This window comes from Mesorhizobium sp. Cs1299R1N1 (genome assembly GCF_037179655.1).
Classification (GTDB): Bacteria; Pseudomonadota; Alphaproteobacteria; order Rhizobiales; family Rhizobiaceae; genus Mesorhizobium; species Mesorhizobium salmacidum.
Map to the genome: position 1 here is coordinate 1 of NZ_JAPYKR010000038.1, position 14,771 is coordinate 14,771.

Annotated in this window: 11 protein-coding genes and 1 pseudogene; 2 read left to right on the top strand and 10 right to left on the bottom strand. The window is 57.4% G+C overall.

Annotation, left to right across the window (positions count from 1 at the left end; genetic code table 11):
- Positions 1-118: 118 nt before the first annotated feature.
- Positions 119-1,240: a M20 family metallopeptidase gene (locus O7A70_RS32580; RefSeq protein WP_337144005.1), complete on the top strand. Its 1,122-nt coding sequence runs from the start codon at positions 119-121 to the stop codon at positions 1,238-1,240.
- Between the two features lie 160 nt (positions 1,241-1,400).
- On the opposite strand, the pseudogene O7A70_RS32585 reads toward O7A70_RS32580, so the two are convergent.
- The 4 genes and pseudogenes from O7A70_RS32585 to O7A70_RS32600 form a co-directional block, all read right to left on the bottom strand.
- Positions 1,401-2,522: pseudogene (locus O7A70_RS32585) on the bottom strand (aldehyde dehydrogenase family protein).
- A gap of 151 nt (positions 2,523-2,673) precedes the next feature.
- On the bottom strand, positions 2,674-3,165 hold the full coding sequence (locus O7A70_RS32590) for an Lrp/AsnC family transcriptional regulator (RefSeq protein ID WP_337144006.1): 492 nt from the start codon (positions 3,163-3,165) through the stop codon (positions 2,674-2,676).
- 186 nt (positions 3,166-3,351) lie between these two features.
- Positions 3,352-4,428, bottom strand: coding sequence for a GlxA family transcriptional regulator (locus O7A70_RS32595; protein WP_337144007.1), 1,077 nt, complete (start codon positions 4,426-4,428; stop codon positions 3,352-3,354).
- Between the two features lie 28 nt (positions 4,429-4,456).
- Complete coding sequence (locus tag O7A70_RS32600; protein ID WP_337144008.1) at positions 4,457-6,931, bottom strand: GcvT family protein; 2,475 nt, start codon at positions 6,929-6,931, stop codon at positions 4,457-4,459.
- Between the two features lie 545 nt (positions 6,932-7,476).
- Between O7A70_RS32600 and O7A70_RS34405 the strand changes: the two genes are divergently transcribed.
- Complete coding sequence (locus O7A70_RS34405) at positions 7,477-7,698, top strand: cupin domain-containing protein (protein ID WP_442921249.1); 222 nt, start codon at positions 7,477-7,479, stop codon at positions 7,696-7,698.
- Between the two features lie 41 nt (positions 7,699-7,739).
- Here O7A70_RS34405 and O7A70_RS32605 read toward each other — a convergent pair whose 3' ends face one another.
- The 6 genes from O7A70_RS32605 to O7A70_RS32630 all read right to left on the bottom strand — a co-directional run bounded on the left by O7A70_RS32605 (position 7,740) and on the right by O7A70_RS32630 (position 14,120).
- A complete protein-coding gene (locus O7A70_RS32605) occupies positions 7,740-8,498 on the bottom strand; it encodes a maleate cis-trans isomerase family protein (RefSeq protein ID WP_337144009.1) in 759 nt (252 codons plus the stop codon).
- Between the two features lie 126 nt (positions 8,499-8,624).
- Entirely contained in the window at positions 8,625-9,095 is a 471-nt protein-coding gene (locus O7A70_RS32610; RefSeq protein WP_337144010.1) for an Lrp/AsnC family transcriptional regulator, read from the bottom strand.
- A 208-nt stretch (positions 9,096-9,303) separates the two neighbouring features.
- A complete protein-coding gene (locus O7A70_RS32615; RefSeq protein WP_337144011.1) occupies positions 9,304-10,485 on the bottom strand; it encodes a M24 family metallopeptidase in 1,182 nt (393 codons plus the stop codon).
- Positions 10,486-10,514: 29 nt separating this feature from the next.
- Positions 10,515-11,480, bottom strand: a complete 966-nt coding sequence (locus tag O7A70_RS32620) for a glycine betaine ABC transporter substrate-binding protein (RefSeq protein WP_337144012.1) — start codon at positions 11,478-11,480, stop codon at positions 10,515-10,517.
- Complete coding sequence (locus tag O7A70_RS32625; protein WP_337144013.1) at positions 11,477-12,988, bottom strand: ABC transporter permease; 1,512 nt, start codon at positions 12,986-12,988, stop codon at positions 11,477-11,479. The genes O7A70_RS32620 and O7A70_RS32625 overlap by 4 nt, the downstream gene beginning before the upstream one ends.
- A 1-nt stretch (position 12,989) precedes the next feature.
- On the bottom strand, positions 12,990-14,120 hold the full coding sequence (locus tag O7A70_RS32630) for a quaternary amine ABC transporter ATP-binding protein (protein ID WP_337144014.1): 1,131 nt from the start codon (positions 14,118-14,120) through the stop codon (positions 12,990-12,992).
- Between the last annotated feature and the right edge of the window lie 651 nt (positions 14,121-14,771).

Genomic DNA, 14,771 nt, shown 5'->3' on the forward strand with positions numbered 1-14,771 from the left:
GCTCGCTTCCACCCTCGACGGCTGCTCCATAGCCAGATATTTCATTGCTAAGCGTCCACTTAAAATCTAAGCGGACACTAACGCCACAAGGTACGCGTCAATAGGCGGCCTTCAGCGTATGCGTACGATGCATCGCGAACCTGAACTGTCAAATCATGAGTGGAAGACGCAGGCCAGAATCCGCCAAGCCCTGGAGATGTTTGGACTTACCGACGCCAAGCCATTCCACGAAACAGGCCTCTACATCGATATTCAGGGATTAGCCTCCGGTTCCTCCCGCTCGGTGGCATTGCGTGGAGACATTGATGCGCTGCCCATCCAGGAGCAGCGCGATGATTTGTCATACCAGTCGGTGCTGCCTCACCGCATGCATGCCTGTGGCCACGACATGCACACTTCGATCGCATTCGGAACTGCGCTTGCTCTCCATCGGATGAGGGAAGAGTTTTCCGGTAGGGTGCGAGTCTTCTTCCAGCCCGCAGAAGAGATGGAACCGGTAGGGGGACTGACGGTATTAAAGGAAAAGCTTCTTGATGGGTTCGATGCAGCGGTTGGACTTCATGTGCTGCCAAGTATTCCCTCGGGAGTCTACGGCGCCCGCCCGGGTGCGGCCACGAAATCAGCGGACCAGTTTGACGTCGTTTTCACTGGGCTAATGGCTCACGGAGCCATGCCTTACGAGGGGGTGGATGCAATCGCTATTGCGGCCGCCTTCATTAACGAAGTTCAGAAGGTAGTTTCGCGCGAGTTTCCCAGTGAGGATGGGGCTGTGGTTACCATAGGGACCATTCGGGGCGGTGAGGCTCGCAATATCATTTGTCCGTCGGTTCTACTGACGGGCACGATACGAACCGCTAGTCTTGTACGGCGTGCCGATATAGTGCGCCGCGTTCGCGAGGTCGCACAAGGCATTGCGGCAACCCATCGCGGTGAGGCGGCTTTTACCTCTCACCTGGGGGATCCACCCGTAATCAATGACGCAGGCATGGTCGACCTGTTCAGGGATCTCGTTGTTGAAACAGTCGGAAAAACCAAATTCGTTGAACCACCGCCCCTGTCGGGGAGCGACGATTTCGGCTATTATTCCAGCTGCGTACCTTCGATTTACTTTTGGTTCGGTAGTCAAGAACCGGGCAATGAGACGGGCCTTCATACGCCAACTTTCGGAGCTTCCGACGATCTGCTCGTACCGACAACTGAATTGTCAATACGATACTGCAGGTTGCTGCTAAGCCAGTAATCTGGCCGACCATAAGACGTGGCGGCTTTGAAGAGTCACTAGCATTTAAAGGCCCACAATTAAAGACTTCTCCCAAGCAATACAATGATGAGCAAGGGTGCGCGGCCGTTTCCGCAGGCTGAGTATTCGACCGCTTTGCGGCTGAAATTTAGCGATGGACTTAAGCAACGTCCAGGCAGAGGTACTTCAGATCGGTGAAGGCTTCCAGCCCGTGGCTCGAGCCTTCGCGGCCGATGCCTGACTGCTTGCCGCCGCCGAACGGGATCGGCGCGCAGAGTGAACTTGACGCGGTTGATGGCGACCATGCCATGGTCGAGGGCGCGGCCCATGGGCTGCTGGCGGGCGCCGTTCTCGGTCACTACATAAGCGACCAGGCCATATTCGGTGGCGTTGACGCGGGCGATCACCTCCGCCTCGTCGTCGAGCCTTGTCACCGCGGCCACCGGACCGAAAGTCTCTTCGCGCATGATCAGTGCGTCGTCGATAATATCGAACAGCTGGGTGGGCTGATAGAACAGCGGGCCCGCAGCGTGAAGCTGGCCGCCAGCAAGGCAACGCGCGCCGCGGGCGAGCGCATCGGCGACCTGTTCCTCGACCTTCTTGACGGCGCGCTCATGCATCAGCGGTCCGAGTTTCGTCTTTTCAGCGAGCCCGTTGCCTGTCCGCACGCGGCGAGCGAAGGCGGCACAGGACCGGTCATAGACCGGCCGCTGCACAAAGATTACGGTCGGCAGCCAGGCAATCCTGGCCGCAAGCAGCGAGCTTGGCGTCGAGCTGCAGCCGGCGGCAAGCGCTGCTGCTGCCTTGCGCGTCAGCATTGCCGATGGAAAGTTCCATGGCGTGACGACGCCGACGACGCCAACCGGCTCGCGCCGCACCATCATCTCGGCGTGGCAAATGGCTGTTGATGCTTTCGGCGTTGAGGCGTTTTGGCTTCCTCGGCGTACCACTCGACGAACGACGCGGCATAGTCGATCTCGCCCAGCGACTCCTTCAGAGGTTTGCCCTGCTCGAGCGTCATTTAGCAGGCCAGATGTTTGGCGGGGGATCATCAGCTCGAACCATTTTCGCAGAATTCTGGCACGCTCCTGCGACAGCAGAACCCTCCACGCCGCCTTTGTCCGGCGTCCAGCGCGGCGACGAAGGCGACAGTGGCACCGCTAGCCGGATCGGAACTTCGAAACTTTCGGCGGCCTCGCTCGCCGTCCACTGGCCATCGACATAGGCGAACTCGCGCAGCAGGCGGCGGTCGGCGAAGGCGGTCGAGCGCGTCATGGCGGATCGTGCGGGCAAAGTGCGCGGACTGGGCGAGCCCTCCCGGGTCGGACTGTCGGACTGACGGGAAGACTATTCGCCGTCGGCACACAAAGGGACTATTTAGGTGCCTACGCGCAGAGACAACGTTACCGTAGAAGGATATCTCTGTGGGCCGTTTACGATCGCGCGGGCAGCAAGTCGGCCAACGGCAAGACGGTCTCATTCTTCACCGTCTTGATGACGATGTAGGTGAAGTAGCGGTCGATGCCGATCTCGCGATCGAGCAAGCCGTCCACCAGCCGTTGATAGGCGTCGATGTCGCGCGCCATCACCTTCAACACATAGTCGACGCCGCCACCCACCGACCAGCAGGCGACGATCTCGGCGATGTCGCGGATGACGCGCTCGAAGCGGTCGAAATCGGCCTGGCGGTGGCTGGCCAGCGTCACCTCCATCAGCACGGTTGCGACCGGTGCCACGACACGCATGGCGATCCGGGCGTGATAGCCCGAAACGATGCCGGCCTTTTCCAGCTTGCGCAGCCGCATCCAGCACGGTGTCGGTGACAGCCCGACCTGCTCGGCAAGCGCCAGCTTGGTGATGCGTCCGTCACGCTGGATGGCGTCGAGGATTTTGAGGTCGATCGCGTCGAGTTTCGCAGCAGTCATCAGCGCTCACTTTTTCTCACTGCCGCGTGTGTATCGTGAGCTAGTCTGGTTGCCGCAATGCGGTGCTTAGACCCGCTTCAAGTCTGAGAGTATAAACCATTGGCGATCAAAGAGATTGGCCAACAGCGGCTTATGACAGACAATGCCCGTTAGAAGGTGCACGTCCGACGTGACGGCATTCTAAAATCAGGCACTTTGGCTGTGTTTACCGAGGCGGCCGGCTTCATAGCCCCCGTGAGCAAAATGAACAGGGCGCGCGGCTGGCCCGCTTCGCCGGCGTTCTATGGCTTCCGAGCGAGCGTCACTTGGAGTCATGTCGTATTTCTCCTTATATGCCTTTGAGAAGTGCGAGGCCGAGACGAAACCACAGGCCATCGCGATCTCGACGATTGGGAGTTGCGAGTTCAGGATCAGCAAGTGCGCGCGCTCAAGTCTCATCTCGAGATAGTAGCGCGCAGGCGAACGTCCGATCTGTTTCGAAAAGATGCGTTCAACTTGGCGCCGAGACAAGCAACTCGAGGCAGCCATGTCTTCGAGCGCTACCGGCTCGTCGAGAGTCCTCTCCATCTGCTCGATGATCTTCAACAGGCCGTCATGGTGAATTGCCGCACCTGCACGAAGAGGCAGTCTCTGACGATCTCCAGGTTGACGAACCCTCATAACGACGGCCTTCTCGCACACCCGGCTTGCAATAGCGGTGTCATAATCTTCAATGACAAACTGCACGAACATGTCGAAAGCAGCATCCCCACCCGAGCAGGAGCACGTGTCACCGTCGATCTCATAGGCAGATTGAACCGCAGTGACACTTGGAAATTGTTCCACGAACGAAGGGAACTGCTCCCAGTGCACTGCGCATCTTCGTCCATCCGCCAGACCGGTCTGGGCGATGCTGAAGACCCCGCTCGCGATGCCAACCAGATACAGTTTTCTAGCCCGGCATTGCCGCAACCAGCCATGTAGAGTCCGATTTTCGGCTAAGGGGTGGCTGCCACCACAAATTACAGCGACCGAGGGGAAAAGGCCCATTTTGCCAAGAAGGCCGCGTTCCTCGTTGAGTGACGTATCGACGGAGATCGTAAGGCCGCAACTCGATGTCACAGGGCGTCCGTCGTCAGATACAATTCGCCAAGCGTAACTTTCTGCTTCAAGCACTTCGTTGGCGAGCCTTAAGGCCTCTACTGCGGAAGAGAAAGCCTGTAGGGAGAATCCAGGCCCTAGATAAAGACTGAACAGACGCCTTGCTAGCTTCATCGCGAGCATCTCTACGCCTACCTGAGCCTTGAGACCGTCAGACCTTGGTCCTGAGGCCTTTCGGATCGAAAAAGGCTTGGAGCGAGACGTCTGCATCATAAAGCTTGCCAGCAATTTCGATCTGCCAGCTTCCCGAGTCGATCCACTCCCGACTAACGCCATCAGCGTGGTTGACGTAGCCTAGCCCTATCGATGACCCTAAGGTAAAGCTCCGCACCCCAGAGGAGATGTAGCCGACAATGCCACCATCGTATCGGATCAGCTCTTCGCGAACGAGCAGGGGGTTTGGATCCCTCAGCTTGAATGAGAGGAGCCGCTTGCGCGGGGTGCCGGCTGCCTTCTGGGCCTCCGTGGCATCCTTGCCTTGAAAACCGCAGGGCTTGGACCAGTCAATCGTAAAGCCAAGTCCGGCCTCAAGCAGCGTGTCAACCGGAGTAAGGTCAAGCTCATACTCTCGGTATGCTCGTTCGGAGCGGAGATGCTCGAGCGCGTGGTAGCCGGCTGGTCTTAGCCCGTGCTCGCTTCCGGCCTCCCACAAGATGTCAAAAACGTGCTGGGCCATCTCTGAGGGGATATGGAGCTCCCAGCCCAGTTCTCCGATATAGGTCAGCCGGTTCGCGATAACTCGCGCGTATCCGACGTCGATCTCCTGACTGGTGGCGAATGGAAATGCTTCATTCGAAAGGTCAGTGTCAGTGACTTTGGAGAGGATGTCGCGGGATTTTGGTCCCTGCAACGACAGCACCGCGTAGCCCGAGGTAACGTCCGTCAGTGTTACGTTCCAGTCGCTAGTGATATGCTTGCGGATCCAGGCGGTGTCACGTGGATGGACGGTGGCCGACGAGATGATGAGGTATTCGGTTTCCGAGAGTCGATTGACGGTGACGTCGGTTTCGATACCACCCTTCTTGTTGAGCATGTGCGTATAGACCAGCTTGCCAACTGCAACGTCGACATTGCCGGCGCAGAGCCATTGGAGAAAGCGGCAGGCATCCCGGCCCTGGACAAGGTGCTTGCCGAAAGAACTCTGGTCGAACAGCACCGCATCGGCGCGCGCGGCACGGCATTCTTCCGCTGTGTTTTGAAACCAGTTGGGTTCCTCATACGAGTAGACATTCTGTGTGGGCTGGCCTTCTCCGGCAAACCACATTGGACGCTCCCAGCCCATGCCCTCACCAAAGCTGGCACCAAGTTTGGCCCAACGATCGTGGAGGGCGCTCTTACGGACCCCGCGCGAGGTTTCCCGCTGATGACTGGGCCAATGCATTTTGTAGTGCAGGCCGAGCACCTCGGCTGTGCGATCATGCAGGTAACGCTTGTTGATCTGGAAAGGGTGGAACCGAGCCACGTCGACGAAGCTGATGTCCATCTGGGGGGACTTGGCGACAATCCATTCGGCCAACGCCCTGCCAGCCCCGGCACCGTACTCGATACCTTCAGAGTTGTAGCCGGCCGAAACGTATAGATTGTTCAGTCCCGGGACTTCGCCGATCATGAACAACAGGTCAGGCGTAAAGCTCTCCGGTCCATTGAAAAACTTCGCGATTCCGGCATTGGAGAGCTCAGGAATGATTTCGATGGCCTTGGTCATAGGCAGCTCGAAATGATCCCAATCCTCCCAAAGTTCAATAAAGGCAGTTTCCTTAGGCAGGCGTTCCATTGCGACAGGCTTGCCCCAAGGCTCGAAGGCGCCGATCAGAAGCTTGCCTGCGTCTTCCTTTAGGTACACGTGACCATCGGTATCGCGCAGAACTGGAAGCGTCGGCCGGATGAAGTCCATAGGTTCGGTGACCACGTAGAAATGCTCGGCCGCGTACAGGGGGACGCGTGCGCCCAACCTCGCTGCAAGGTCCCGTGTCCAGAGCCCGCAGGCCAAAACCAAGGTTTCCGCCTCGATAATCCCAAAGTCGGTCTGGAGCTGATAGAGACCTTCCGGCGTCCGCCAAAGGTCCTTTACCTCTTGGTTCTCAAAAATGCGGGCCCCGTTCTGCTTCGCTCCTGCGGCGAGCGCCATGCAAGTGTCGATCGGGTTTGTCTGCCCGTCCCGCGGGATGAACACCGCCCCCTCGATGATTGAATCGTCAATTGCCGGATAAAGGGCCTTAGCCTCAGCCGGGGAAATCATGTGGGCCTCAAGACCAAAGCTCTTGGCAACCGATGCGTTGCGGGCGGTCTCGTGGAGACGATCCTTTGTCCGAGCGACGCCGAGTGTGCCGTTGCGTTTTAACCCGGTAGCCTGGCCTGTTTCGGCTTCAAGGGCGTCATAAAGCTCGGCATTGTATTTTGCGATTTCAGTTAGTGAATGTGTGCCACGCGTCTGCATGATCAGACCGGCAGCATGCCAAGTAGTGCCTGAAGTCAGCGTGTTCCGCTCCAAGAGAGCGACATCCTTCTTGCCCAGCTTCGCGAGATGATACGCAACGCTCGCGCCCGCTATGCCGCCTCCTAAAATAACAATCTCGTGGTGACGGGATGCCAAAGCGCGGCGGCGCAGAAAGGGGAAATGTGTCATGGTACCCTATGATTGAATGAAGGAGCGGCTGCACTCGCGCACCTTCAGCATTTGCTGGGAGGAAATTAGCCGGACCGTTGTGCGGATATCGCGCGTATTTCTTGTCGCCTGAAGGGTTTCGCGGCGATATGCGAGGCTTGTTTGCGGCTATCAGGCGTTGCCGAACCTTAAGATGACGCTACGCACGCCGACGAAACGCGCTGCACCAGCGGAGCCTTTTAGATGTCTTTGACTCACCTACGGCCGGACGTGTTCAGCATGGTCCTACGCGGCGTATTCGACAGTCCTCGCGTTGACGAGATCATGACGGGCGATGGTATGTCTCACCGAACAAGTGCCTGCATCAGCGGCGTCGAGGTGGCCCGATGATGATTCCAATTCTTCTGGACACCCCAACTGCTCCGCGCGCACCTATCGCTGCTCCGGTCCTGGTAAAATGCCCGGCGGAACTAGAGTTGACGACGTCGCCCCCGGCGGTGAGCACGACTGCTTCGTCGCGCCAAAAGCTCGTATACATGTCGCCTTTGGACGCCACGCGCATCTTGATGAGAGAAAGAGGCGCCGGTGAGTGGCCTTATACGACAGCGGGGCTGGAATTCTGTCAAATCCTGTCCGGACACGGAAGCTTCGTGCCAGAAGGGGGAGAGCCTATACCGCTGAATAGCGGGGACGTCATCCTCTTTTACCCACGAACGGCTGGACGCTGGATCGTGGTCGAGACGTTGAAAGAGCTTTCCCTTGCGCTACCAAATGCATCGTATTTGTAGTTTGGGAAAAGCCGCGAGCAGCCGGATGGGATGGGCTGTTCTCAAGCCCGCTGTGCGTCCAGTAACCGGCCGAAACCGGAAATTGGTGCCGCATATTTTGAGAGCTTCAGGGCGTGCCAAGCCAGCGCTTGGGTGCTGGACATTACCGGAATGCCAAGTTCCTGCTCAAACCGTGCAAGATGGGGAACCACCGGCATTGCCGTGCATGACAGGAATAACGCATCAGCTGCTGATTGTGTGACGAGAGCCCTGGCGGCGATGAGGATTTCTTCGACATCTAGCTCGCAAATCTCAATATCTGTCTTGCAATCGAACACGCCATCTGCCGCGACGTGAATGTTGGCGCTTGCCAGGAAGGGCAGGAATTTCTGATGGAAGTCATATCCGTACGGGGTGAGCAAGGCTACACGCTTCGCCTCCACGTGCCTCAGAGCTTCGATCATCGCGATTCCAGGAGACGTATATTTGACACCTGGACAAGCCTGCTCGAGCTCGCGCAACAGCGTCGGTATGCCGAGCGCCACCGTACCGCTGGTGCAACTGAACGCCAATACGTCGAAACGGTCGCTGGGCGGAAGGGAACTGGCGATCTCTGTAAACGATGTTGGCGTTGTGAATCCGCCACCCGCATGGCTGTACGCGGTTCTAGTTGTGTAGACAGCGACATCGTCAGGCATCAGGCGTTGAAAGGCGCCTTCACCCACCTCATCGGAATTCAAAAGAATGAAACCAATCCGTGCATTAAACGTCGACGGGGCGGTTTTCGGCGAAAACACGATCGTCGCTGTCTGAGCGTCCATTTTCAAAGCTCCATCCGAAAAACCCGCCGCAGTATACGGCCTGAAACTCGACGGGTGACGGCGTTTCGGGTCATGAAATCGCGGCCAAACAGCATCAGCGCGCCGCAACGGCGCGATCGGCCGTGGTCAGTCAGTGGGAATGACACTTCCGCGTTTATAGACCTGCAGGCAGACGCTCGTATTAATACGTTTGATGTTCGGATTCATCTCGACCATCATTTGCGTGATATGGTCGTACTCCTCGACATCTTTCGCGGTGATAATCACGGTCAGATCGGACGCCCCTGTGGTATAGAATGCCTGCTGAACGTAGCTTTCCCCGAGCAGCCATTTCTTAAGCTGACCGAGCAGGTCCTTACGTTCTCGCTCAACCTCGATCGCAGCCAGAAAGACCAGCGGACGACCAACTTTCTTCGCGTCGACTACGGCAACCGTGGCGACTATTACTCCCATGTCCTTTAAACGCTTAATGCGTCGCTGAACGGCCGAGGCTGATAAGTTCACCTCTTCGGCGATCGCCGATGCCGGACGCTCGGCATCCACCTGAATGATTTTGAGTATTTTCCTGTCGTAATCGTCGATGTCTTCAGTGCCCAAAGGATTCCCCCCGACAGGCCGGAAAAGTGGTCCGTACGATTTCTAACTGGTGATGACGCGGCCCGCCAGTACGTCCGAACACACCTTCTAAGAGTCTATCTGATGCGGAGAACGGGTCATTGCCGGTCTCCTAACGATCATTGAATGGAGCCACCGCCTCCTTTGAGAGAGTGGTTCCGCACCGCATTCGGCGGTGCGGCCAACGCCTTCAATCGCGGGAGTAAAGGCGATGTGGAACCTGAGCTAGGCGCTCGCCGCCGCTATCTGTAACGGCAAAGGTTTCCGAGAGTGCGATGCCCTGCTTTTCCAGCCAAAGGCCTGATTGGAAGTGAAAGCACATTCCCACTTCCAAAACAGTTTTGTCGCCGTTTTGGATGTTGGCGGTTTTCTCACCCCAATCCGGGGGATAGGCGATCCCGACTGGATACCCAACGCGGCTGTCCTTCGACAGATTGTTCTTTCGAAGGATATTTTGCCAGATATTCTCGACCTCTCCGCAGGTTACACCTGGCTTGGCGGCCTCGAGCGCCCGATCGACGCCTTCGATAATGACATCCGCGAGTCGGCTTTGTTCCTCGGACGGCTTGCCCAGTAAGACCGTGCGGGCGAGCGGGCTGTGATAGCGTTTCCGCACGCCAGCCAGTTCAACAACCACCATTTCGTTCTTGGGCATCTCCCGGTCGGTCCAGTAGAGATGGCAGGCATGTGCATCCTCACCCACCATCACAAATGGAAACGCCGCAGGAGAGTCTCCATAAAGGCCGTCGATGCCCATGACTGACGTGCGCAGGATGTCGGCTGCCACCTCATAACTTTTTTTACCAGCAAGCAGGTTGTCGATGGCCTCCTGCATGGCGACCGTCGTCAGTTTGCCGGCCTCTCGCATATAACGCAGTTCCGCGGGCGACTTGGCCAAGCGAACCCAATTGACGAGACGGCGGTTGTCGACGATCTTGGCATTAGGCAGACCGGCCAAAATGGTCTGGTGACAACGGGCGGTGTAGTAGTCGACGTCCATTTCAACGCCAATCGTCTGGTTGCCCCATCCCCGGGACTGAACATGCTCACAAAGTGCCTGGAACGGATGGACGTGCTGCTGGTGCAGCATCGTTTCCGGATAAGGGAGCAGGTTTTCCGCTGGGAGGCGGGTGGTGATCTTGAGCGCCGATGTGTCCATCAGGCGCCCTAGCCAAAACGGTGCATCTTCGTCCTTGTGCACCAGGAGGACCTGCGGCACGTAGAATGAAAGCGCATCAAGGCCCGTGAGGTAATTAATGTTCGCCGGGTCGGTACAGAGCAAAAGGTCTATTCCAACGCCTTCCATCCGCCTCTTGACCTTGCGAAGGCGCGCCTCGTACTCGTCCGCATCAAAGGGAATTACATATGACATGTGGCTTCTCTACTTTTCGAATCTGATGCTTATTTGGCTTTGCCGGCCATCCAGCCGAGGATTTTAGTGTCGTTCTTTGCGACCCAGTCCTTCGCGAAGGTGTCGGGATCAATTTTCTTGGTGCCAACCGCATCAATCCATTGGGCGATTTCAGCCGGATCAACCGTAATGTTGTTGAGGAGTGCGACCAGTTTCGGATCCTTCGCTTCCAGCTCCTTGGCGTAGGCGATGTTGACTGAGATCGGAGCCCAGGCGGTCGTGACCGATGACATCGCAAGCCAGTTCGGGTTCTGATCGGGCTGTACAACCTTCCACTTCGCCGGGTCATGCGGCGGTTCGTCCAGCATCACCACTTCCTTGCGAGAGAAGGTTGGGTGGGGGGTGTAGCAGATGCCGACCCACGGCGTGCCAGCTCGTATCGCTTGGTTCAGGTCTACAACAGCAAGGCTTTCCTCGACGGTCGTCAGCTCAAAGAGGTCGGCATATCCGTAGTCTCGGGCACGGATGAGCTCGGTCTTTGAGGAGCTCCACCCGGCAGGGCCGACCCAAAGTTTCGGTTTGCCGCCTGCCGCAGTTTTGAAAACGTCAGCGATCTCGGGACGTGACAGATCATAGATCGACTTCACGCCGAATTTCTCCTGCGTGTGACGGGTGGTGCACATCCCGGAAATCGTCTGGAAAGTCAAACTTCCCAGCTTTACAGTCTGCTTGTCCTTCACGTACGCATTGATCAGGCTGTCGTGGTTCGGCGACCAGATCTCCGGCAAGATGTCGATCTCTCCCTTATCCATCGAAGCCAAGATGATAGGCAGTGTACTGTTGACTACTTCGGCGGACGCGCCGAAGTATTTCTCTGATATTTCCTTCAGAACACTGGACATAGCCTGAAGAGACGGCCAATTGGAGGAGCCGATCTTGATTTTCTCTTGGGCCGAAGCCGGTGCGGAAAACCCCATTGCTACTGCGAGTGCAAGTATCGAAAGCTTGATTTTCATTGGGTTGTACTCCTTTTCCCCTGTATGAGCCGATCCAGGATGATGGCGCAGATCAGCACTGCCGCCCCCACCAAGAAACCTTGTCCGACGGACGCGTACTGAAGTGCCTGCAGGACATCCTCACCTAGGCCTCCGGCCCCAATGAGTGAAGCGATCACCACCATCGACAGGCACATCAGGATCGTCTGGTTGACCCCCGCCATGATGGAAGGCATGGCGAGCGGCAGCTCGACCTTCGTAAGGCTCTGCCAAGGGGTCGCTCCAAACGCGACCGCAGCTTCCCGGGTGCTTATCGGTATTTGTTGAAGGCCCAGCGCGGTGAGGCGTGCTACCGGTGGCATACCGAAGATTATCGTTGCTAAGACGCCAGGCGTTTTTCCGATGCCGAAGAACGCGATGATGGGCACGAGATAGATGAACGCCGGCATCGTCTGCATCAAATCGAGGATAGGCCGGAATAGGCGGTAGGCTCGGGGGCTTTTGCCGCAAAGGATCCCCAAGGGAATGCCGATGCTTAGCGCTAACAACGCGGCTGTCCCCAATAGCGCGATGGTGACCATGCTTTTCTGCCAAAATCCGAAAAGTGCCAGGTAAACCAATCCTGCCCCGGTAAAGGCTGCAGTCCCACTTCCCGCAAGCAGCCATGCGGCAAAGACCGCGACGAGGACGGTACAAATCCAAGGCAGACCCTGAAGCAGGCTCTCCACCAGCGCGACCAGTGTCGAAATGCTCCCGGTAATAGCGTCAAAGACCGACCGCCCCGATTGCGTCAGAGTAGCGAAAAATTGGTCAAGGACCGTCGCCGTGACACCCGCCACAATCGAAGTGTTTGACTGAATGGCCAGCATGCTGGCGAGCTGCGGCGTACTGGCGCCAAAAAACGCGACGACATAGATGATGGCGAGCAACACCGCGCAGACAAGGAGACGCAGGTAACTGCGTCCTGACGGCGTCACCCGGTGTCGCCGCCACCGCATATATTGGCGCGAGTAAAGCCTGTCGCCTACAATGGCGAGAATTGCTCGCAAACCAAGCAGTGCTGCCGCAGTTAGCGCGATAAGCGTCGTCGCAGCCCTAGCCCTGTCATTGGCAGCGGCTCGTTCTTTTGACGCCGACTGACCAAGAGATTTGGATAACTCCAGCATCTGGTTAGCCGAGGCTTCGTTGCCCTTTTGACGTTCTTCATTCGCTTGGGCGAGGCGCGTTTCGGCCAGTTTTTCGAGCGAAACGGCGCGCGCGACGTTTTCGTCCGTGAGACCGCCGGTGCTTAGAAACACGATGCCAATTACCAGGGCGATCTCGACTAACCCGAAAAGAAGGAATGCTCCAAACAAACCGCGCGAGGCAGCCCACAATGGGCCAACTAAGCCCGCGGCAAAATTGGGACGGAGTCCGGCCCGGCCGCCTTTGAAAATGTCGTTGAATTTTCTTTGGTAATAGGCACTGTTGGGTCCCGTGAACTCAGCTATTGAGCTTGACCAGTCCTGATCCGTGTATGACCTTGTCATGTCAGCGGACCTCCTTCATCGACGACAGCATCGTTTCAATAGTCACTTTGCCGACCGCACGCCCTGATTGATCCACAATCATAATGTCCGACCGTGTTCGGGCCCCTATGGCGATCAGTTCAGCTAGCGGGGTATCAGGCGTGGCGACGGGGAGGTCAGCTGCCGAGGGCAGGGGGTCAGCACCCGCCGCAGCCATCACATGGCGCGCAGTTAGTATCGGAACGCGAGAGATCCCGCGGACAAATTCAGCGACGTAGGCATCCGCAGGCGAGGTAATGATCTCTGCAGCCGTTCCTATTTGAACAATCGCGCCGTCCTTCATGATTGCGATGCGATCGCCGAGATGGAAGGCTTCCTCGAGATCATGGGTGATGAACAAGGTTGTTTTGCCAAGGTCGCGTGAAAGCGCAAGGAATTGATCCTGGAGGTCCCGGCGGATCAAAGGATCTAGCGCACCGAAGGGCTCATCCATCAGCAAGACAGAGGGGTCGGCTGCCAACGCCCGGGCGATACCCACACGCTGCCGCATCCCCCCGGAAAGCTCCGATGGAACACGGTCCTCCCAGCCCTTGAGGTCCATTCTCTCAATCGCGGCCTGAGCCTTGGCCCAGCGCTCAAGTTTGGTTACGCCCTGCAGCTCCAGCCCGAAGGCCACGTTGTCCCGGACTGTCCAATGTGGAAGAAGGGCAAAATCCTGGAAAACCATGCCAACGTCCTTCGACCGGATCGACCGAAGCTGGGCGCTCGTAACCTTGGAGATATCGACGCCATTGAGGCGGATGACTCCGCTTGTGGCATCAATAAGCCGGTTCACATGGCGGACAAGAGTAGACTTGCCACTGCCGGAAAGTCCCATGATTGCGAGGATTTCGCCTCTCCTGATGGAAAAGCTGACATCTTTGACCGCTACCACACATCCGAAGCGCGCGAGGACCTCGTCCTTGCTCAAACCTTCAGCATGGATGGCTGCCATGGCTTCTCGCGCCCTGGTGCCGAAAATCTTCCAGACATTAGAACAGGATACAACCTCGTCGCGTTCATCGACGATCTGATTGTCACCGGCCGGCCGCCCTCTCTGGTCTGACGGCAGGAGGGCTGATCTGCTGAGTTTAGCGTCAGCGATTGTGTTCATAGTCGCCTTTGTTCCCCTTATTGCGCTGCAGTATATTGGCGCAGCCGAGCGAATCCCCCGCGTCTTTCGGCGGATTTGTGCCGCAACGCCGCGCCAATACCGTGTTTGACGCGCTAAATCGCATCGCCAACTCGCACAATTGGCGGATATTTCCCTAATTTGTGAACGTCCCAGCTGTCTCGGAAGACTGGCTCAAGCGAAAGGTATCCATGCGCCCCACGCGCTCCGCGAGTTCGCCGGCGAGCGGCATGAACGTGCAGTGGCCAGTTCACGACATAGCGCCTTCGAGCTTGGCCGGATTCCCGGACCGAGCTCCTTTGACTATCATTTTTTATAGTCTGTTGGCTGAGGCTGTGCCGCGAAGCCGACATCTACCCGGAATTTGCAGAAGCGAGCGACATTGCGGCTGAGCTTGTGAGCTATTCCAAAAGCACACCGCCGGTGTCAGTCGCGACTGGATCGAGGCGGGAAGCCGGACCATCGAAATTGCGGGCGAAATGTTCGAGGCGGATGTTTCACTTCAGGGTGAGCGCTGTCCCGGCGCCACCTTTCGCGCGTGGTCGTGAGCCACGATGCTCGGAGCCTTTGAGGGCTTCGACACATGACGATTTCAGAGCTTACGCTTAAGTCCAGGGACGAGGAGCCGGTTCG